The sequence below is a fragment of the Apibacter adventoris genome, from assembly GCF_002964965.1.
Lineage (GTDB): Bacteria > Bacteroidota > Bacteroidia > Flavobacteriales > Weeksellaceae > Apibacter > Apibacter adventoris.
Genome location: NZ_PSZN01000003.1, coordinates 58,579 through 81,051, shown reverse-complemented (window position 1 = coordinate 81,051; position 22,473 = coordinate 58,579). Strand labels below are relative to the sequence as shown.

21 protein-coding genes are annotated in these 22,473 nt (G+C 26.8%); 16 read left to right on the top strand and 5 right to left on the bottom strand.

What is annotated here, in order from left to right; translation table 11 throughout:
• Positions 1-15: 15 nt before the first annotated feature.
• Positions 16-393 carry a RidA family protein gene (locus tag C4S76_RS02145; protein WP_105192231.1) on the top strand — a complete coding sequence of 126 codons (378 nt, stop codon included), beginning with the start codon at positions 16-18 and terminating at the stop codon, positions 391-393.
• Between the two features lie 8 nt (positions 394-401).
• Positions 402-833, top strand: a complete 432-nt coding sequence (locus tag C4S76_RS02140; RefSeq protein ID WP_245915774.1) for an MFS transporter — start codon at positions 402-404, stop codon at positions 831-833.
• Here the strand turns inward: C4S76_RS02140 and C4S76_RS02135 are convergent.
• The 3 genes from C4S76_RS02135 to C4S76_RS02125 are packed head-to-tail and all read right to left on the bottom strand — an operon-like array spanning position 822 to position 2,548.
• Positions 822-1,316, bottom strand: coding sequence for a YkgJ family cysteine cluster protein (locus C4S76_RS02135; protein WP_105192227.1), 495 nt, complete (start codon positions 1,314-1,316; stop codon positions 822-824). The two genes, C4S76_RS02140 and C4S76_RS02135, sit on opposite strands and share 12 nt — an antisense overlap.
• A complete protein-coding gene (xerD, locus tag C4S76_RS02130) occupies positions 1,316-2,278 on the bottom strand; it encodes a site-specific tyrosine recombinase XerD (protein ID WP_394335581.1) in 963 nt (320 codons plus the stop codon). The genes C4S76_RS02135 and xerD overlap by 1 nt, the downstream gene beginning before the upstream one ends.
• Positions 2,279-2,302: 24 nt before the next feature.
• Positions 2,303-2,548, bottom strand: coding sequence for a hypothetical protein (locus C4S76_RS02125; protein ID WP_105192223.1), 246 nt, complete (start codon positions 2,546-2,548; stop codon positions 2,303-2,305).
• 36 nt (positions 2,549-2,584) lie between these two features.
• Here C4S76_RS02125 and rocD point away from each other — a divergent pair, with 36 nt between their 5' ends.
• The 14 genes from rocD to rpiB all read left to right on the top strand — a co-directional run bounded on the left by rocD (position 2,585) and on the right by rpiB (position 18,137).
• Entirely contained in the window at positions 2,585-3,820 is a 1,236-nt protein-coding gene (rocD, locus tag C4S76_RS02120; protein ID WP_105192221.1) for an ornithine--oxo-acid transaminase, read from the top strand.
• Complete coding sequence (locus tag C4S76_RS02115) at positions 3,821-4,147, top strand: nucleotide pyrophosphohydrolase (RefSeq protein ID WP_105192219.1); 327 nt, start codon at positions 3,821-3,823, stop codon at positions 4,145-4,147.
• A gap of 72 nt (positions 4,148-4,219) precedes the next feature.
• On the top strand, positions 4,220-5,413 hold the full coding sequence (locus C4S76_RS02110) for a 3-phosphoshikimate 1-carboxyvinyltransferase (protein ID WP_105192217.1): 1,194 nt from the start codon (positions 4,220-4,222) through the stop codon (positions 5,411-5,413).
• 118 nt (positions 5,414-5,531) lie between these two features.
• The gene (locus C4S76_RS02105) at positions 5,532-6,371 is read left to right on the top strand and encodes an FkbM family methyltransferase (protein WP_105192215.1); all 840 of its coding nucleotides are present in this window, start codon (positions 5,532-5,534) and stop codon (positions 6,369-6,371) included.
• Between the two features lie 42 nt (positions 6,372-6,413).
• Positions 6,414-7,376, top strand: a complete 963-nt coding sequence (locus C4S76_RS02100; RefSeq protein WP_105192213.1) for a glycosyltransferase family 2 protein — start codon at positions 6,414-6,416, stop codon at positions 7,374-7,376.
• A 39-nt stretch (positions 7,377-7,415) separates the two neighbouring features.
• The gene (locus C4S76_RS02095) at positions 7,416-8,513 is read left to right on the top strand and encodes an EpsG family protein (RefSeq protein WP_181044030.1); all 1,098 of its coding nucleotides are present in this window, start codon (positions 7,416-7,418) and stop codon (positions 8,511-8,513) included.
• 48 nt (positions 8,514-8,561) lie between these two features.
• Entirely contained in the window at positions 8,562-9,320 is a 759-nt protein-coding gene (locus C4S76_RS02090; protein ID WP_245915773.1) for a glycosyltransferase family 2 protein, read from the top strand.
• Positions 9,307-10,425: a glycosyltransferase family 4 protein gene (locus tag C4S76_RS02085; protein WP_105192209.1), complete on the top strand. Its 1,119-nt coding sequence runs from the start codon at positions 9,307-9,309 to the stop codon at positions 10,423-10,425. Before C4S76_RS02090 ends, C4S76_RS02085 begins: the two co-directional genes overlap by 14 nt.
• A gap of 4 nt (positions 10,426-10,429) precedes the next feature.
• Complete coding sequence (locus C4S76_RS02080) at positions 10,430-11,551, top strand: DegT/DnrJ/EryC1/StrS family aminotransferase (RefSeq protein WP_181044029.1); 1,122 nt, start codon at positions 10,430-10,432, stop codon at positions 11,549-11,551.
• Between the two features lie 15 nt (positions 11,552-11,566).
• Positions 11,567-12,607 (top strand): polysaccharide biosynthesis protein, encoded by a 1,041-nt coding sequence (locus C4S76_RS02075; protein ID WP_181044028.1) that lies wholly within the window; start codon positions 11,567-11,569, stop codon positions 12,605-12,607.
• Between the two features lie 30 nt (positions 12,608-12,637).
• Positions 12,638-13,444, top strand: coding sequence for a polysaccharide biosynthesis/export family protein (locus C4S76_RS02070; protein WP_105192203.1), 807 nt, complete (start codon positions 12,638-12,640; stop codon positions 13,442-13,444).
• Entirely contained in the window at positions 13,444-15,948 is a 2,505-nt protein-coding gene (locus C4S76_RS02065; protein ID WP_105192201.1) for an exopolysaccharide transport family protein, read from the top strand. Before C4S76_RS02070 ends, C4S76_RS02065 begins: the two co-directional genes overlap by 1 nt.
• A gap of 13 nt (positions 15,949-15,961) precedes the next feature.
• The gene (locus tag C4S76_RS02060) at positions 15,962-17,164 is read left to right on the top strand and encodes a BaiN/RdsA family NAD(P)/FAD-dependent oxidoreductase (protein WP_105192200.1); all 1,203 of its coding nucleotides are present in this window, start codon (positions 15,962-15,964) and stop codon (positions 17,162-17,164) included.
• A gap of 511 nt (positions 17,165-17,675) precedes the next feature.
• Positions 17,676-18,137 (top strand): ribose 5-phosphate isomerase B, encoded by a 462-nt coding sequence (rpiB, locus tag C4S76_RS02055; protein WP_105192198.1) that lies wholly within the window; start codon positions 17,676-17,678, stop codon positions 18,135-18,137.
• Positions 18,138-18,453: 316 nt separating this feature from the next.
• Here rpiB and upp read toward each other — a convergent pair whose 3' ends face one another.
• Together upp and uvrA are read right to left on the bottom strand one after the other, a co-directional pair.
• Positions 18,454-19,113 (bottom strand): uracil phosphoribosyltransferase, encoded by a 660-nt coding sequence (gene upp, locus C4S76_RS02050; RefSeq protein WP_105192196.1) that lies wholly within the window; start codon positions 19,111-19,113, stop codon positions 18,454-18,456.
• Positions 19,114-19,434: 321 nt separating this feature from the next.
• The gene (uvrA, locus tag C4S76_RS02045) at positions 19,435-22,257 is read right to left on the bottom strand and encodes an excinuclease ABC subunit UvrA (RefSeq protein ID WP_105192194.1); all 2,823 of its coding nucleotides are present in this window, start codon (positions 22,255-22,257) and stop codon (positions 19,435-19,437) included.
• Positions 22,258-22,473 lie beyond the last annotated feature (216 nt).

Below are 22,473 nucleotides of genomic sequence, written 5' to 3'. Positions count from 1 at the left end.
AAATTAACATAAAAAATGTCTAAAAATATAATAAATACCACTAAGGCTCCTGCAGCTATAGGACCTTATTCGCAAGCAATAAAAATAAATAATCTATTATTCATTTCGGGGCAAATTCCTGTTCATCCATCAACAAATGAAATCCCTACAGGCATTGAAGAACAAACCCAGCAGGTAATGAAAAATATAGAAGCCATTCTAAAAAAAGCAAATCTTACATGTAATAACATAATTAAATCTACTATTTTTTTAACAGATATAAAGGATTTTGGAATAGTAAATGAAATATATGCTTCTTATTTTTCAGAAATTTTTCCAGCTAGAGAATGTGTACAAGTAGTTGCTTTGCCTAAAAATGTTAAAATAGAAATTTCAGTAATAGCTTCTGAATAAACATAAAAATGATTAGAAACACAATTGCTGTAATAGCAGGTTTATTTGTAGCTTTGGCTATAATTACTTTTTCTGTAATGATTAATTCTTACTGGATTCCTTTTAATTATAAGGGATTACCTATAGAACATTGGAGGTCGGTTGTAAGAACTGCTAAAGTAGAATTTTTTATAGCTTTATTAATTTCCTCAGGGATAGCTTCTCTTATGGGAGGAATTGTATGTGCTTTAATAGTTAAAACAGCGAAAAAAGCCTATGCTATGTTAATAGGTTTTATACTTTTAATAGCTGCAATTGCTACTATTTTCACATTTAAAGGTTATCCTACCTGGTATATCGTATGTATGTTTTTTATTTTTTTCCCTTTTTCATGGTTGGGGGCCCAATTAGTAGAATGGTTGCAAAACAAAAAGAACAAAAAAGTTAATTTACAAAGGTAGTTTTTTTATTAATTCTTCAACAACTTTGTAGGTTGCCGGACATATTAAAGTATTTTGCAAGGTTAATTTATTAATCTGATAAAACTTCTTTCGATCTGTATGTGGATATTCTTTACAAGCTTTGGGGCGAAATTCATAAATCAAACAATAATTTTCTGAATCTAAGAATGGACATGGCAATTGTTTTAATACCCAATCATTATCTTCATCTTTGTATAAATATTTCTCTATAAATTCAGAAGCTTTTATATGTAAATTTTTAGATATTCTTTCTATATCTCTTTCCGTATATAAGGGACCTGTTATTTTACAACAATTTGCACATTTTAAACAATCTACGTTTTTAAAAACATTTTGATGTATTTCCTGCATAATTACATCAAGTTTTTTAGGTCTCTTACTTTTTAATTTTTCTAAATATTTTTTATGAGTTTCCTGCTTCTTTAATGCTTCTTTTTTATGTTGTATTATATTTACAGACATCATTCTAAATTTTTTCTATAAAAAGGGTGATATTTTTCAATTGCATCTCGGAGTTGTTGTTTATCTAAATGTGTATATATTTCAGTTGTAGTAATACTTTCATGTCCTAACATTTGTTGAATAGATCGTAAATCAGCACCATTTTTTAATAAAACAGTAGCAAAAGAATGTCTGAAAGTATGTGGGGAAACTTTTTTACAAATTCCTGCCCTTTCTGCAGCATCTTTAACTATTATAAATATCATCTCTCGGGTTAATTTTCCTCCCCTTCTATTTAAAAATAAAATATCTTCATTTTTAGGCTTTATATTTTGATGTGATCGCACAGTTTCTTTATAAATAGTAATATATTTGATGGTCCAATCTGATATAGGTACTAATCTTTGCTTATCTCCTTTACCAATAACCCTTATAAAATTTTCTTCAAAAAATAAATCTGATAATTTTAAATTTACTAATTCTGATACTCGCAGACCACATCCATACAATGTTTCAATAATGGTCCGATTTCTTGTTCCTTCAGGCATTGATAAATCTATTGTTGAAATAATTTTTTCAATTTCTGAATGACTTAGAGTATCCGGTAATCTAAGCCCTATTTTAGGACTTTCAATCAGTTCGACAGGATTGTCTTCCCTCCTATCTTCTATTTGTAAAAAATTAAAAAAGGCTTTTAATGATGATATTAATCTTGCTTGGGATTTATCTGACTTTGTTTTTTTAGCAAAATCATATACAAAATCCTGCATAAAAAATTTATCTACCAAACAAGGGTTAGATTCGTTATGTAGTTCAGCAAATATTCTTAATTTATTTAAATCCCTTGTATATGCTAATTGTGTGTTCTGAGAAAGCCCTTTCTCCAACAACAAATATTCATTAAAATCTATAAAAGCAGAATTCCAATCCATTATTTTTGCAAAGCTACTATTTTTGTTTAATTTATAGATTAATGTAAACATGCTTATTTTAAAAATTCTAAAAGATTAGTAATTTTTAAAATAAAAGTTAAATTTATTGAATGTTCTAGTCTTTGTAATACCTAAGGAATTTTCAACTAAAGTTGAATTTTTATTGATATAAGTAAGTTGATACGTTTCCTTTTTAATTGGGATATTTCCTTGCAATGAGTAGAAATTATTTTGTAATAAAGGATTGCCTATAAAATTTGAGTCTCCATGCATTGTAAGGTAAAATAATAAACCTGATTTTACTAAATTTAAAATTCCCATAATTTTTAATTAATTTAGCAAAAAATAAATTTGTTCATGGAACCAAAATTATCTCCACTTCATTTAATGGAATACGAAAATGAATATGGAGCTCACAACTATCATCCCTTACCTGTTGTATTAGAAAAAGGAAAAGGGGTTTTTTTATGGGATGTTGAAGGAAAAAAATATTATGACTTCTTATCCGCTTATTCAGCTGTCAATCAAGGACATTGCCATCCAAAAATTATAAACACACTCATTGAACAATCTAAAAAATTAACACTTACCTCAAGAGCTTTTTATAATAATAAATTAGGAATATTTGAAAAATATATAACAGATTACTTTGGTTATGAAAAAGTTCTTCCTATGAATACAGGTGCAGAGGCGGTTGAAACAGCGATAAAACTTTGCCGTAAATGGGGGTATGAATCTAAAGGAATTAAAGAAAATGAGGCTCAAATCGTTGTTTGCGAAAATAATTTCCATGGAAGAACTACTACTATTATTTCTTTTTCATCTGATACTGAAGCATCTACTCATTATGGCCCGTTTACTCCCGGATTTATAAAAATTCCTTATAATAATGTTCAGGCTTTGGAAAAAATTATAAATGAAAATTCCAATATAACGGGTTTTTTAGTTGAGCCTATTCAAGGTGAGGCAGGAGCCTATGTACCAGATGATGGATATTTAAAAGCATGCTATGATATATGTAAATCCCACTCTGTCCTTTTTATTGGTGATGAGATACAGACCGGAATTGCTAGAACCGGGAAACTATTAGCTTGTGATTATGAAGATATCAAACCAGATATTTTAATTTTGGGTAAAGCTCTTTCCGGAGGAACCTATCCTATTTCTGTGGTATTATCCAACAAAGAAATTATGAATGTTATAAAACCAGGACAACACGGATCTACATTTGGAGGGAACCCTATTGCTGCAGCAATTGGTATTGCATCATTGCAAGTAATACAAGAAGAAAACTTAGCAAAAAATGCTTATGATATGGGATTGATATTCAGAAAAGAAATGAAAACTTTTTGTGAAAATTCTAAAATTGCCAAACAAATTAGAGGTAAAGGATTACTAAATGCTCTTATTATTAATAATTCTTCATATAAAGAACTGGCTTGGGAAATATGTCTTAAATTAAAGGATCATGGACTATTAGCTAAGCCCACTCATACCAACATAATTAGGTTTGCACCTCCTCTTACTATTACAGAAAAACAAATAAAAGAATGTTTAGAAATCATTAAATTAACTATCAGAGAGTTTGAATAAATGGGATTAGATAAAATACAACATCAGGTAGATCAATGGATCAATAAATACGGAGTAAGGTATTTTAATGAGCTAACTAATATGGCTCAACTTACTGAAGAAGTTGGTGAAGTTGCTAGAATTATTGCCAGAAGATATGGTGAACAGTCAGAAAAAGAATCTGATAAAAATAAGGATTTGGGTGAAGAGTTAGCTGATGTTATTTTTGTAGTTACCTGTTTAGCTAACCAAACAGGGATAGACCTTGAAGATGCTTTTCAAAAAAATATGAAGTCTAAAATGCTTCGTGATAAAACAAGACATCTGAATAATAAAAAATTGAAATAATTTTTTGATTGATTATTTTTTTAACTTATATTTTATTTTTTTATTCCTAAATTCAGAATATAATACTTTCTCATGAAAGAAATACACATTCAATTATCTGGTTCTAAAAGTATAACTAATCGATTGTTAATTTTAAACGCTTTATACCCTAATACTATTCGATTAATTAATACTTCTAAAAGTCATGATTCACAACTTATGCAAGATGCCTTATCTTCTAATAATGAACTTATAGATATACATCATGCAGGAACTGCTATGCGTTTTTTAACAGCATATTACTCTATTCAAAATAAAAGAAAAACGATTCTTACCGGGTCTCACCGAATGAAAGAACGTCCTATTGAAATTTTAGTATCTGCATTACAAAAGCTGGGTGCTAATATTTCTTATCTAGAAAATAATGGATATCCTCCCTTAGAAATTAATGGGAAAGAATTACATGAAAATAAGATTAAAATTTCTTCTCAAGTGAGTAGTCAATATATAACTGCTTTATGTTTAATAGGAACTCAATTAAAAAATGGTTTAAATATTGAACTTGAAGGAAAGGTTACTTCTTTTCCTTACATAAATATGACTCTCAACATTTTAACCCAATTAGGCATCAAGGTAGACTTTTATGAAAATAATATTTCTATAGCTTATACTAATAAATTAAAAAAAACAGAATTTGTAATTGAAAGCGACTGGTCATCGGCTTCCTATCATTACTCACTTTGTGCTTTAGGAAGTGACTTTAATATTAGGTTAAAATATCTTTTTAAAAATTCTTTACAAGCAGACCGAAGAGTTGAAATTATATATAAAGATTATTTTGGAGTAAATACAGAATTTATCAATGGCGAAATTATTTTATCTAAAATAAAAGAATTCTGCTATCCAAAATCAATTCAACTGGATATGAATGATTGCCCCGATATAGCTCAAACTGTGGCCGTTACAGCTTTTGGACTACGAATCCCTATACATATAACTGGATTGGAAACTTTAAAAATAAAAGAAACTGATCGCTTACACGCACTTAAAACAGAAATTGAAAAATGTGGTGGAGAAGTTTTTATAACTGATAATAGTCTAAAAATTTATTCATGTAATAATTTTATTGATAATATAAATATACAAACATATAACGATCATAGGATGGCTATGAGCTTTGTACCCCTTAAATTATTATTCCCATTGCAAATTGAAAATCCTGAAGTTGTTAAAAAATCCTATCCTGAATTTTGGGAAGATATCAAAAAATATAATTTTTTTTATTAGTAATTAAACTAACCTATTTTAAATATATTATGATTATGCACTTATTAAAATACATATTTTTTAATTTGTTTAATTGTTTTTTAAATAAAAGTATAACTTTGTACAATATTTATTAAAAATGTCTAGATCATTAAAAGAATTAATTCCACAAAGTAAAAAAAATAAAATAATAAAATTTATTTCTGATAAAAGAAACAAACAACCTATTAAATCTGTCTTACAAATAGCTGAATATCTTACTTATGCTCAGAATAATGTTAGCTATGATTCTTCTTCAAATGGAGAAAATTTATTGTTTAAAAAATTAGCTAAACATAATTTTGATATTGTAGTGGATTGCGGAGCTAATGTAGGTACCAATACGAGAATTTATAAAATATTTAATCCAAAAGCTACTATTTATGCTATAGAAGCAATAGATGAAACACTTAGTAAATGTAAAGAATTTACTCAACAATTTAAAGATATACATTATTTTAACCTAGCACTTGGAAGTGAGCGATCTGAAACAATTTTTAAGCATTTTCCTACAAGTCATTATCTCTCTACAAGATATGAGAATAACTCCGATAAAAATATAAATTATATTGAGAAAAAAGTAGAAATTTACGCAGGCGATCAATTTTGTTCAGAAAATAATATTTCTCACATCAATTTCTTAAAAATTGATGTAGAAGGAATGGATTTTGAAGTTATTAAAGGTTTTAAAAATATGATAAAAAATAATAAAATTGATGCTATACAATTTGAATATGGAAAAAATTTTATTTATTCTGGCTCATTTTTAAAAGATATATACAACTTTTGTGTTCCTAATAATTATATTATAGGGAAAATATATCCTAACGGAGTTCATTTTTTAGATTATAATGTGAAAATGGAAAATTTTTTAGATTCTAACTTTCTTATTATAAATAAAAATTTTCATAATATTATTGAAGAGATTAAAGAAAAATAACTTTTTTAATAGATCGAACAATCATTATGATTTAGGAAATTTATGCATTATAAAATATCTATTATAGTACCTGTTTACAACGTTGAACCTTATATAGCCAAATGCTTGGAATCTATAGTTCATCAATCACTAAAGGAACTTGAAATAGTAATAATTAATGACGGTTCTACAGATAATTCTCTAAATATTATTGAACAATACTCTAAAAATTATTCTTTTATTAAAGTATATAATAAATCTAATGGAGGATTAAGTGATGCAAGAAATTATGGTATAAAACATGCTAATGGAGAATATTTAGCTTTTGTTGATGGAGACGACTGGATTGATTCCAAAATGATGGAAGAAATGTATAATTTAGGCATAAAACATAATGCAGAAATCGTTTTTTGTAGTCTTGAAAAAGTAAATGAAAATAATAACTCCATAGAACTTCTTCCTCAAATGCCTCAATCAAAAGAAAAAATATTTTTAAAAGAAGATTTTTCTATATTTGGTGAAATGTCTTGTTTTGCTTGTAATAAGATATTTAAAAAAGAATTATTTGAAGGAATTACGTTTCCTAAAAATTTACATTTTGAAGATATAGCCACTATTCCACGTCTATTTTTAAAAGCAAAAACTATAGCTAAATCCGATAAATATTTTTACAAATATTTTGTTAGAACAGGATCTATTACCAGAAATTATAACATAAAAGGTTTAGATATATTTGAAGCTATAAAAATTGTTAAAAAAGATTTCAATACATGTTTTTACAGTAAATGGACTAATGTGTGGAAAAAGTTTGTAATACTGCAAGGTTTTTATAGCTTCCTGGCTTATTATGCTTATGTAAAAACTCCAGAAAAGAGTTATATGTTTTCTAAATTAAAAAAATTAATAAATCAAGAAAAAATAACTAAAAAAGATATAATATGTTATACTAGATTTGCTAAAAATTATCTTTTTTCCCTTGGAATAAAAAAGAAAATATATTATTTAATACAAATAATAAAGATATAAGGAATGATACACCCCGTATTTTACCTAATTATGATTATTATGACTTTCTATAGTTATATGGAAGTTTCAAGTAATTATAATATAAAACCAAAAATTAAAATTCCATACATCTGCATGGTTATAGTTTTAATTTTTATTACGGGAACAAGAGGAAACCGAGGAGCTGATTATTGGCCATATGTAAGATTTTTTGTTGGAGCTAATACTTTTATTAGATGGAATCAAATATTCGATTCTGGTGTAGAGCCTACTTATATAATATTTTCGAAAATAATAGGAAATTTACATTTACCTTTTTTCATTCTTCTATTTACTTTTGCCACTATATCCATAAGTCTCAGAAGTTCATTTTACTATAAATTTTCTCCTTATCCATTTTTTACTTTATTATTTTATTATATGCCTACATATTTTTTTCAAGATTCAGGGCATATCAGACAAGGAGCTTCCATAGCTATTTGCCTATTTTCATTTCAATATATTACACAAAGAAAACTGTTAAAATTTTTGTTATCTATTTTAATAGCTTACTATTTTCATAAAACTGCTATAATTTTTTTGCCAGCTTATTGGATAGCAAACATTTATATATCTACTTTCAAAGCTTTTTTATTGATTGTATTATCTATTTTAATTGCTCCATTAGAACCTTATAATTGGTTCGGAGAAATTTTTAATTCATTATCTGCTGATACCTTATCTGATGCTTACAATTCTTATCAAAAATTAGGTGAATCAACCTTTTCTGTTGGAGAACTTGTTAAAATATGTTTTTTAGTAATCATTTTTTCTTTTGATAAGTATAACATTAAAACAGCAAATAATTATAATTATTTAAAAATTAGAAATTTATGTCTCACCTATTATTGTATTTATTATTGTTTTCGTCAGAATGAAATATTTTCAATTAGGCTTCCTATTGTTTATGATGCATTTGCTGGTACTTTATTCGCAATTATTATAAAAAACAGTAAAAGTCAAATTAATAAATATTTTATTTACTCTTTTTTGATTATTTACCTATATCTTTTGAGCTTTCGGTTTGCTGCAAATGCAAAAAAATTAAATTTTGATAAATTTGATACTCTTTTTACAGACGGATCTGCTAATGTTATAATTGATGAAACAATTGACTAAAAAATAAATACACATGTTTTAAAGTTTAATTTCAAAAATTTTACAAAATTGAACCATATTTCGCAAAATCATATATCTATAATTACAGCTTGTTATAATTCTGAAAAATTTATATCAGAAACTATAGACTCTGTATTAAATCAAACATATCCAAATTGGGAATGGATTATAGTTGATGATTGCAGCACAGATTCTTCTATAAAAATTATTGAAAATTATAAAGATGATAGAATTAAATTACTAAAACTAAAAAAAAACATGGGCACTGCTATTGCTAGAAATTATGGCATCAATCAAGCTAAAGGAAGATATATATCTTTTATTGACAGTGATGATCTATGGTTACCTACTGCTTTAGAAGAACGAATTAAATACTTACAAGAAAATAATGAATCTGCAGTTTATACCTCTTATAAAAGAGTAAATGAAAAATTAGAACCATGTTTAAAGGATTTTAGTGCAGAAGATAATGTAAATTTTAACAGATTGTTACTAAATTGCCCTGTTTTTATTTCAACATTAATATATGATGCTAATAAAATTGGGAAAATAATTTTCCCTGATGTTTATAGAAGAGAAGATTATGCGATGATACTAAATCTTTCAAAAAAAACTATAATTAGAGCTATAAATAAACCGTTAGTAATATATAGAATAAGGTGTAATTCCTATTCTAGAAATAAATGGCTAATGTTTAAATTACAATTTTTTGTTTATTATAATTTTTTGCAATTATCTTTGTATAAATCTATCTATTATACAGTTCAATGGGCATTTAATGGATTAAAGAAATATGAACGAATTTGACATAAGAGATTTAAAAAATATTTTTGGAATAAATAGTTTCTATTTAAAATGTTTCTTAGGATTAGTAGGATCATTTCTTTTGACTTATATATCTATTCCTAAAATTATAAAAATATCTTATAAAAAAGACTTAATGGCTTTACCTGGAGAGAGGAGTTCTCATAATAAAAGAACTCCTAATTTAGGAGGAATAGCTATCTTTTATTCAATTACCATTATGTCTTCTATTTGTGCTTACGAATTATTTTCAAGTTATATTTTCTTGTTTTCTTCCATTATTATCTTATTTTTCATTGGATTAATGGATGATATACTAGTTGTTACACCTAATAAAAAACTTTATGCACAAATCATAGCTTCATTAATGATCTCAATAGGATCTAATGTAAGAATTGGAAGTTTTTTTGGTATTTTTGGAATTGAAACTTTACCTTACGGAATCAGTATCATTTTTACAGTTATAATATTTATTTTTCTAATTAATGCTTACAATTTAGTTGACGGTATTGATGGTTTAGCCTCAGGTATAGCTTTACTTGCTTGTTGTGCTTTTATATTTACTTTTTGGAGGCTAGGAAGTATAAATTATCCTATGATAGTATTGGCATTAACCATCATAGGAAGCCTATTAGCTTTTTTACGATTTAATTTTAATAAAAAATATAAAATTTTTATGGGAGATACCGGCTCCATGATCATTGGTTTTCTATTATCATTTATGGGTATTAAATTTTTAAATTTATTTTTAATATTATCACCATTTGGCACCCCTATTTATCATTTACAATCTGCACCAGTAATAGTGATTGCAATTTTAATTATCCCAATAATAGATACTATTGGAGTTTTTATTATTAGAATATTAAAAGGAAATTCTCCATTTAGAGGCGATAAAAACCATATGCATCATAGGTATTTAAGATTAGGGTTAGATCATAAAAAGGTTTCTTTAATTATGATTTCTGAGAATGCTCTTATAATTTTAACTGCTTATTTTCTTAGACATATTAAGGTTCATCTTTTATTATTAATAATATTAACTTTAGGTTTAATATTTTCATTTTTACCATTATTAATTACAAAATCAAATAAAAATAAAAATTAATTATTTGGACACAACAAATAAAATATACCTTTCTCCCCCCTGCATTACAAATAAAGAAATAAAATTTGTAAATGAAGCATTATTGAGTGGATGGATATCACCTTATGGTTCATTTATTAATAATTTTACCAAAAAATTATCTCTTTATTATTCCCATAAAAATATATTACTTACTAATAATGGTACATCTGCTATTCACTTAGCATTAAAAATTTTAAATATAAAAGAGGGAGACTATGTTTTATGTTCTGATTTTACTTTTGCTGCAACAGCATTTCCGATATTGTACCAAAAGGCAATACCAGTATTTATTGGTGCTGATCAAAAAAGTTGGAATTTATCTCCTGAATATTTAGAACATGCATTAATAAATTTAAAAAATAAAAATATACATCCAAAAGTATTAATTGTAGCTCATATATATGGGATGCCTTGTAATATGAAAAGTATTTTTGATATTTGTAAAAATTATAATATTAAAATTATAGAAGATGCTGCAGAAGCTTTAGGATCTAAATATTTTAATTTGCCACTAGGACAATTAGGTGACTATGGAATTCTTTCTTTTAATGGCAATAAAATTATTACTTGTTCTACAGGAGGAGCTTTAATATTACCTAATCAAAAAGATTATTCCTATGCTAAAAAACTAGCTAATCAAGCTAAAGAAGATATAGATTATTATAAACATGAAGAATTAGGATATAATTATTCTCAAAGTAATATATTAGCAGCGATAGGATTAGCCCAGTTTAAAAGTCTCAATCAAAAAGTTACACAACGAAGAAATATTTTTAACTATTATTTATCTTATTTTAAAAATAAATTAGAAATTGAATCTCAAATAGAAGATGAAAACTGTTTTTCTAATAGATGGTTAAGTTCATTTATTTTCCCCAAAGACTTAAACAAAAAAATTAAAGATATTTTAAATAAAAATGGAATAGAATCTCGATATTTATGGAATCCATTATATAAACAAACAGTTTTTAAAAATTACTTTTTTTATGGAGATAAAAGTTTTGAAAATTATTTATTCAAACACGGTTTAAGTTTACCTTCCGGAAATAATCTTACCAAGAATAAATTAAAAAGAATTATAAATATAATTGATAAAAATTTATAAATAAAGTTGAATGTTTTGATTGATACAGCAGACATATTAAATATAAATAATCAAATAATTCATTTTGAAGATATTTTTGACAAGAAAATTAATATCTCATTACAGAAAAATAATTACTTAAATAACAAAACTATTCTTATAACAGGTGGAGCTGGTTCTATTGGTAGTTCTTTAATTAAACACCTCTTAAATCAAAATATCAAAGAAATCATAGCCCTCGATCATTCTGAATATGGGATTTTTCAATTAGGATTATTTTTTAAAACAGCTATTGAAAATAAAAAGCTTTTTTTAATTTTAGGAGATATAAGAAATCAAAATACAATAAATCATATTTTTTCTACTTTTCCTATTCAAATCATATATCATGCTGCAGCATATAAGCATATTGCTATTTTAGAAAATAACAGCACCGAATTAATTTCTGTCAATACTGAAGCTACCTTAAATATTTTGTTTACTGCCAAAAAACAAAATGCAGAACAATTTATTTTTATATCTACAGATAAAGCTGTTAACCCAATAAATAAGATGGGAATTTCTAAAAGAATAACTGAACTTTATCTCATTAAGGAGTTTCTTTCAAAAAAAGATAATTTTATAGTTAAAATTTTACGTTTCGGAAATGTTTTCAATAGTAATGGGTCCATATTTAACATTTTCAAATTTCAAATTGAAAATAAACTACCTATTACAATAACTCATAAAAGCATGAAACGTTATTTTATATCTAAATTTCAAGCAACTCAAGGATTAATTATTCTATCAAACCCTTTATTTTCTTCAGGAATTTATATACTCAATATGGGACAACCTTATATAATAGAAGAAATACTCTTTAAAATTTTACAAAAATTAAATTTGGATTATATCCCCAATATCTCATACACAAAATCTAAATCTAAAAAGTATGAAAAATTTGATGAAGAACTTATTTTTTCTTATGAAACACAAGAAAAGATATGTTCAGAATGTAACAAAATAAATTTAAACAGTTATAATTTAAAAAAAATAGAAATGGAAATTAAAAAGTATAGCCAATTATTAAAAATTTAACTATTTTTGCCAACTATTATCATTCTCACTATGAAGATAAAAATATTTATATTTATTATATTAAATTCAATCTTGCTTAGTTCTTGTATAGGAGTTAAAAAATTAAAATACCTTCAACCAAGTGAAAATTTACAATTAAACCAATATGGATTAATTCCTGTAGCTTATGAAAAATATAGGATAAAAAAAGATGATATCCTTACAATGACTCTTATTACTTCTGATGAAAATGCTGCAAAATTTCTAACTAATGAAAATACTACTTATTTTAAAGGTGGAACTAATCCAAATGATGGCAGATTAAGAACAGGAGGTCTAATAGTCGACCCTAACGGATATATAACTATATATGGATTGGGTGAATTTTATGTTTATGGACTTACTTTAAGTGAAGTTACAGATTTAGTACAAGCAAAATTAAACCAAGTATTATATAATGAAGGAAAAGCTGAAGTAAGGATGAATATTGGTTCTATAAAATATTATATGGTTGGGGAAGTATCTAGCCCTGGTGAAAAAATTGAACAAAGTAACAGAGTTGATTTACTGCAAGCTATTGCAAAATCTGGGGATTTAACAAGATTTGCTGACAGAAGACATATACGAATAATTAGAGAATATCCAGAAGGTAAAAAAAATATTACTTTAGATATAACACGTGATGATATTCTAAATTCCCCATATTTTTATCTTCAATCAGGAGATCAAGTAATTATAGATCCTTTAAAAGAGAAAATATCCGGACTCGGTGGGGGTACAACTCTTGGAGATGCAACTCAATTTCTGTCTTTAGGAATGCAGGCAATTGCAACATATGTGTTCTTTAAAAGTTTATAATGAATCAGCAAAATAATAACAAAAACAATATAGACAATAATCAGTCTGTCAATCAAAAAAGTAAAGCTTCAGAAATTCTTGAGAATAATTTCTTTAGTATCGAAAGATTTATCAAACGTTTGTTAAAAAATTGGTACTGGTTTATCATATTTTTTATTATTGGATGGCTCATAGCATTTATAATAAACAGATTTTCTGATAGGTTCTATCAAACCTCAGTTTCTGTAAGTATATCTTCTAGTACTTCTAATGTATTAGCTCCCAGCCAATCAATAAATTTTATTTGGGGAGGAAATAACGGTGGTACTCAAGGGATTTTTTATAAAAAAATATTGACTTCCCGTACCCATAATGAAAATCTAGTTAAATCTTTAAATTTATATATAAATTATTATCTGAAAGGAAATATTAAAACCACTGAAATTGACTATGTTGATATTCCTTTTAAAGTAGTAATAGACACAAGCTATGCACAAAGTCTAAACTCTCATGTGAAAATTAAATATCTTTCTAAAAATAAATTTGAATTAACATTTCCAGAAGAAGTAAATGAACAATGTTTTTATTATCCAAAAGAGGAGTATATCAATAGAAAAGATACATACAAAAAACAATTAATAGTTTCTTTAAATACATGGGTAAAAACAAATAATTTAAAATTTAAAATAGTATCTAATCCAGAATATATTGGAAATATGTCTATGCATAATTTTGAATTTTATTTTTATCTTTCTACAATAAACAATGCTGTTAATAAAATTTTAGCTTCCACAAGTGTTGATTTTGATTCTGATTTATCTTCAATAATGATTGTTTCTAAAAAAGGATTAAGTTTAAATGGAACAATTAATTTTTTAAACAAATCTATTGAAGAATTGATGAAAACTCGATTAAAAGATAAAAATCTAGTTAATCAAAATACAATTCTATTTATAAAAAATCAAATTATTATTACAAAGAAAAAACTTGATAGTGCCTCAGCTGTCTTTCAAAAAGTACAACTTGAAAATAAAATTTTCTCAAAATCAGAAAGTTCTACTAATTTAGTTTTATCTAAAATACAAACTTTAGATCAACAAAAAGAAGAACTTAAAACTAAGATAAATGCATTATCACAATTAAAAAACTCTGTATATAACAATAAAGATGTTATTGATTTTTCGTTAGCAGGAATTACTAATCCTGAATTTAATACTACTCTACAGCAAATACATAGTCTTGAGGAAGAAAAAAGAGAAAAATTATTTTTATATAGACCTAATTCAGAACCTATAAAAGAAATAAATTATAGATTAAATAATGCTAAATCAAAAATTTCTTCCATGTTAAATAGCTCTTCTAAAGACCTATTGAATAATATGGATAACATTAATAAGCAAATAAATAACTTAGAACTCGAAATAGAAACTCTTCCTGAAAAAGAACAATTATATGTTAATGCTCAAAGAGGCTACTTACTAAATGATGGAATATATAATACACTATTAGACAAGCTTTCAGAGGCAGAAATGAGGAAAGCCACTACAGTTTCTGATATTAATATTTTAGATAAAGCTAAAAATACCGGTCAAGGACCTATTACCCCTAATATCAAAAAAAATCAAATTACATATACAAGTATTTTTCTTTTCATTCCTTTTTTAGCTCTATTTTTAATAGAATTATTAGATAATAAAATAAAATTATTTTCTGATTTAAAGAATATTACAAAAATACCTATAATAGGAACTATAGGAAGTAAAAATGTGGAAAATAACCTTGTCGTATTTAATAGACCCAAATCCAGTATATCAGAAAGTTTTAGAGCTATTCGTTCAAATTTGAGATTCTTATTTAATGAAAAAGAAGTAATAGGGGGTAAAGTTTTTCTTATTACATCATCTATTGGAGGAGAGGGAAAGACATTTATAGCAATAAACTTAGCATCAGTTATTGCCTTAAGCGGAAAAAAAACTGTATTGGTAGGAATGGATTTACGTAAACCTAGGATTTTTGATGATTTTAAAATTAGTAATAAAGTTGGGTTATCTGGTTATCTATCAGGAATCAATACTTTGGAAGAAATAATTAAGAAGACTGAATATGAAAATTTAGATATAATACCAGCTGGTCCAATTCCACCTAATCCTGGGGAATTATTGATTAGCGATGAAAATGAAGAACTTATAAAAAAATTAAGAGAATTATATGACTTTGTTATTATTGATTCTCCTCCCGTTGGGTTGGTAATAGATGCTTATGACCTTATGAGATTTTCAGATGCCAGATTATATATTACCAGATGTAATTACACATATAAACAATTACTTAAAGGAATTAATGAAAAGTATAATGAGGGAGAAGTCAATCACATAGGTATAATTTTCAACGATTACATGAGTTCGAGAGAGTACGGTTATGGTTACGGATATGGTTATGGTTATGGTTATGGCTATTTTGAAGAAGATGAAATCTACGATAATTCATTAATTTCAAGAATAAAAAGATTATTTAAAAAATCTTAAACCTAAATAAGAGATGAAGCAGCTTATCATAATAGGTGGAGGTGCTGCTGGATTCTTTTTAGCCTCAAACCTAAAATATTGTAATTGGAATGTGCTAATAATAGAACAGGCAAAAAAACCACTTCAAAAATTAAAAATTTCTGGGGGCGGAAGATGTAATCTTTCAAATGCTTGTTTTGTTCCAAAAGAATTAACTAAATTTTATCCCAGAGGGACTAAAGAACTTTTGAGTGTTTTTCATCAATTTCAACCATTAGATACTATTGAATGGTTTAAAAATAAAAATACCAATATAAAAATAGAATCTGATAATAGAATTTTTCCAGAAACTAATTCTTCTCAAACTATTATAGAAACATTACTTAATGAAACCTCGTCCAATCAAATAAATATATCTTATGACACCCAAGTAACGCAAATCACTAAAAATGAAAATAAATTTAATATTCAAACAAATCAAAATTCATATTGTGCAGACTCGGTAGTTATATGTACTGGAAGTTCCCAAAAAATGTGGAAAATCATTGAAAAACTAGGTCATAAAATTATTCCACCCGTACCAAGCTTATTCACTTTTAATTGTAAAAATTCTTTAATCCAAAATTTACAAGGAATTTCTTTTCTAAATGCAGAAGTTTCTATTCCTCAATTAAAAATAAAGGAAACTGGTCCGATTCTTATTACCCATTGGGGTCTCAGCGGCCCTGCAATACTCAGACTTTCTGCATGGGGAGCTCGAGAAATTGCTAATCTTAATTATACTTTCTCTATAAATATTAATTGGATCTCTGAAAAATTTGATACGGTCAAAGAAAGTCTATATAAAATTAAACAAGTACATCCTAAAAAAAATATTTCTACTCTAAAAATTTATAACATAACACAACGATTTTGGTTAAATCTCTTAGATCATGTAGGAATATCCAATAAATTATTAGCAGATCTAGGAAAAAAAGATATCAATAGAATAGCTGAAATTATAACTCACACACAATTACTTATTGATGGAAAAAGTACTTATAAAGAAGAATTTGTAACAGCTGGAGGAGTTGATTTGAAAGAAATAGATTTTAGAACCATGCAATCTAAACTGATTTCCGGATTATATTTTGCCGGTGAAGTGTTAAATATAGATGCTATAACCGGAGGTTTTAATTTTCAGGCATGCTGGAGTGAAGCTTTTATAATCAGCCAACAATTTAAATACAAAGAGTAAAATATTATAATTTTCTTTTGGTTAGAATTTATAACTCTCCTAAATTTCTTAAAAATCATTAATTTTATTTAGATTAATATTAACACTTATTTTTTGATTAAAAATTCTTAAAATATTTTTTTATAAGATTGTGTTTTATCTTAAAAATGTTACTCTATTCGTGAAATAATAAAAATAATTTATAATAATTTCATTAATTATTATTTATTATCTCTTAATTTTATTCTTTTTTCCCATAGTATAAATAAATTTTATAGAATAAGCAATAGAAGTTTATTAAAATAAATAACTGATTAAAAACACTTAAAATATTTCGATTTCGAAACATAAAACCATCTCAAAAAAAATAACAACAAACTAAATATCAACAACATAAATAATAAATTAATAAAAAAACTGTTAATTATCATTAAAAATAGTTCGAAATTATATTGTTTAATTTTGATTTAGTAATTAAATTTGTGTAAACGAAAATACCTATATTTTTTAATTTTAAAACATACCAATTATCATGAATAATAAAAAAATAGCAATCGGATGCGATGAAGCAGCATATGCACTAAAAGTAGTATTAAAAGACCATTTAGAAAAACTTGGTTATGAAGTAAAAGATTTTGGTGCAGAAAAGGGTGAAACTGTTCTATATCCAGATGTAGCTGCAAGTGTAGCAAAAGCAGTAGCTAACGGAGAATTTGAAAGAGCAGTATTAACTTGTGGTACAGGAATCGGAATGGCAATTACAGCTAATAAAATCCCAGGAGTTAGAGCAGCAGTTTGTCACGATCCATTTTCTGCTGAGAGAGCAAGAAAAAGTAACAATGCACAAATCATCTGTTTTGGTGAACGAGTTATTGGACATGAATTAGCCAAAAGCTTATTAAATACTTGGTTAGATTCAGAATTTAGCGGAGGAGGATCTGCTCCAAAGGTAGAACGTATATGCCACTATGAAAATGAATATTCTAAAAAATAAAGTTTTTTTAAGAATAAAAATTTAATTAACAAAAAAATAACAAGAATAAGTACAATTTATTATATTTACTCTTGTTATTTTTTTAATTATAACTGTTTTTTTAGATTAAAACTTCAATAATATTATTTTTCCCATTTCACTTTTCACATAAAAAATCCTTAATACTAAAAGTGAATTATATAAAAAAATTAAAGAATCTTATCAAAAATTTACTTTCAACACAATAATAATCAATAATAAATATATAAATTTTATAAAACAATATAAAATATTTATATAATAATTCTTAAGTTTAATATAATTTAAAACTTGAATTTTATTTGGACAATTTTTTCCCGAATGCTAAATCGCCTGCATCCCCTAAGCCCGGAACAATATATTTATGATTGTCTAGTATATCATCTACAGAAGCTATCCACAATTCAGTATTTTCAGGTAATTTAGTTGAAATATAATCTAATCCGGGTTTTGAACCAATAGCTGCAACTATATGTACTTTTTTTGGCTTTCCTTCACTTAATAAAACTTCATATACATTTGCTAAAGATTCACCAGTTGCCAGCATAGGGTCTGATATTATTAAAGTTTTATTTTCTAAAGAAGGAGTGGCAAGATATTCCACCACTATCTCAAATTCTTTCTCACCGTTAGGATGATGTCTAAATGCTGAAACAAAAGTAGTTTCTGCCTTATCAAAAAAGTTCATCATTCCTTGATGTAAAGGTAACCCTGCACGTAAAATTGTACACAAAACAGGTTGTTGTTTTAAAAGTTCTGTAGGTTTAACTCCTAATGGAGAATTTACTTCTGTTATACAATAATCTAACGTTTTACTCAACTCATATCCTAAAATTTCCCCTATTCTTTCTAAATTTTTCCTAAAACGCATTCTGTCTTTTTGAATTTCTACATCTCTAAGTTCTGCAACAAAATGATTTAATATGGAATGGGTACGACTAAAATCGTGTACAATCATTTTTTATATTTTTTGTAAAGGTAGGTATTTGAATTACATTCATGCAAATGTAATTTTTAAAGTTTTTTAACGATTCATCAATCTAAGAAATGATACTAAATTAACCGGATCATTTTTAAGATCCTTCTTACCTATTTATCGTTTTTTTATAACTTTCGGAATTTAATAATCTTATAAATTTAAAAAAGATAAATATCTATCTGAACTCCTTCTTTTAATATCTTCTCTATTTATAAGCTGAGCATGAAATATATTTACTGAACTTAACATTAATTAAAACAAAAATTATTTTCATTGCTCATATAAATATATACTTATAATTTATAACTCATCTTTTAGATATTTAGCCGTAAAACTTATTTTATTTTTCACAACTTCTTCAGGAGTTCCTTGTACAATGATTTTTCCTCCCATATCCCCTCCTTCTAATCCAATATCTACTATATAATCCGCTGTTTTAATAACATCTAAATTATGCTCAATAATAATTACAGAATTTCCTAATTCTACTAAACGATTAATTACTTCCATCAATACCCTAATATCTTCAAAATGCAAACCGGTTGTAGGTTCATCTAAAATATAAATGGTATTTCCTGTTTGTTTTTTGCTAAGCTCTGTGGCTAGTTTTACTCTTTGAGCTTCCCCTCCCGAAAGAGTCGTAGATTGTTGGCCTAAAGTAATATACCCTAGTCCTACTTCCTGTAAAGTTTTTATTTTACTATAAATTTTAGGTATAGGTCGGAAAAATTCTACTGCTTCATCAATTGTCATATCCAAAACATCAGAAATAGACTTTCCTTTGTATCTGACTTCTAAAGTTTCTCTATTGAATCTTTTTCCGTGACAAGTTTCGCAAGGAACATAAACATCCGGAAGAAAATTCATTTCTATCAATTTTAATCCTGATCCCTGACAAACTTCACACCTTCCTCCTTTAACATTAAAAGAAAATCTCCCCAATTTATATCCTCTTATTTTAGATTCCGGTAACTGTGTAAATAAATTCCGTATTTCTGTAAAAACTCCAGTGTAAGTGGCAGGATTAGATCTGGGAGTTCTGCCTATAGGCGACTGATCTACATCCACAATTTTATCCAGATATTCTAAACCTTCAATTTTTTTATAAGGAAGTGGTTCTTTTTCTGCTCTGAAAAAATGTTTATTAAGAATAGGGTATAATGTATTGGTTATTAATGAGGATTTACCACTTCCTGATACTCCGGTGATACAAACTAAAACTCCTAAAGGTATTCTAAAATTTACATTTTTTAAATTATTTCCTGTACATCCACTCAAAGTAAGAAAATGACCATTACCTTCCCTTCGTTTCTGGGGAATAGAAATTTCTAAATATCCATTGATATATTTAGAGGTTAAAGTGTTTGCTTTTTTTAAATTTTCAGGAGGTCCCTGCCAAACTATTTTTCCTCCTCGTTTTCCCGCATAAGGCCCCATATCTACCACATAATCGGAATTGAGGATCATATCCTTATCATGCTCTACAACCAATACAGAATTTCCCAGATCTCTGAGTTTTTTCAGTGATTTTATCAGCTTAACATTGTCCCTTTGGTGAAGTCCTATACTAGGTTCATCTAAAATATATAGCACATTTACTAATTGAGATCCTATTTGAGTGGCTAATCGAATTCTTTGAGACTCTCCTCCCGAAAGTGTTTGAGAGGGTCTATGTAAACTCAAATATTCTAACCCTACATCCAAGAGAAAACTAAGTCTTTTAGTAATTTCCTGTAATAGTTCCTTGGCTATTATATTTTGACTTTTACTCAACTTATCTGGCAATTCTTCTATCCAGTTTTTTAATTCTAACAAGGACAGTTTCGATACTTCATATATATTCTTGTTATCAAGTCTAAAAAATAAACTTTCTTTCTTCAATCGGGCTCCCTTACATTCTGGACATACTTTATCTTCAAAAACTTGAGTTTTAAACCGATTTATTTCCCCGTCTTCTCCCTCTTCTCTCAATTTATTTAAATAAGCAAAAACACCTTCAAAACTAATTTTATAGGTTTTTTTAATTTTTGCATAATCTAGATCTACAGTTAATTTTTCTTCTACTCCATATAAGATTTCATGTTGAGCTAGAGAAGACAATTTTTCCCAGGGAGTTTTTTTATCAAACCCATTTTTTTTCAGAATCATTTCTATCTGTGAAAATAACCAGTCTGTATATTTCAGCTCTTCCAACACAGGCATTACATTTTTACTAAAAGAAAGTTTAGGATTAGGAATCAGCTTAGATAACTCTATTTCTTTAATTCGTCCTAAACCACTACAAGTTTCACATGCTCCCTTTGGCGAATTAAAAGAAAAAGTGTTTGGTTCTGGTATTTGATAGGAAATCCCTGTGGAAGGACACATCAAATTCCGGCTATAATATCTTCCGTCTGTTTCACTTTGCTTTAATAACATAATAGTGCCCTCTCCATATTGCATAGCTAAACGTATAGATGAAAGTACTCTTTGTTTTTGGTCTGAATTATCGATGATCAACTTATCAATTACTACATCAATATCATGCGTTTTATATCTATCTAACTTCATGTCTCTTTCTATATCCAACAATTCACCATCTATCCTGACCTGTAGAAAGCCTTTTTTAGCTAAACTGGAAAATAGTTCTCTATAATGACCTTTACGAGATCTTACTAACGGTGCAAGAAGTAAGACTTTCTCGTCTTTATATTCCTGATATATCAGTTCAATAATTTGATCTTCCGAATATGTAACCATTTTCTCACCTGTATTATAGGAATATGCGTCGGAAGCACGGGCATATAGTAATCGAAAAAAATCATATAATTCCGTAATGGTGCCCACTGTTGAACGAGGATTTTTAGAAGTGGTTTTTTGTTCTATGGCTATAACCGGCGATAGTCCATCAATCTTATCCACATCTGGGCGTTCTAATGTTCCTAAAAACTGACGGGCATATGCTGAAAATGTTTCTATATACCTGCGTTGTCCTTCTGCAAAAATGGTATCGAATGCTAAAGATGATTTTCCGCTTCCGCTGAGTCCTGTTATGACTACTAATTGATTTCTGGGAATATTTATATAAATATCTTTAAGATTATGTTCCCTGGCTCCATAAATGTGTATAAATTCTTGACTCATAATTTATATAATCCTGTTCTTTTTTCAAAAAACCAATAACAAAAATACGAAAAGTATATACTATAAAAAAATATACCTTATTCATCAAACATTATACCTATAGAATTATGTTTATTAAGAAAATAATCAATACATATTTTACATTTTTTTTAATAAAATATAATTTTTTATAAATACTAATTGATATTAATCGATATTAAACAGGAAACAACTAAA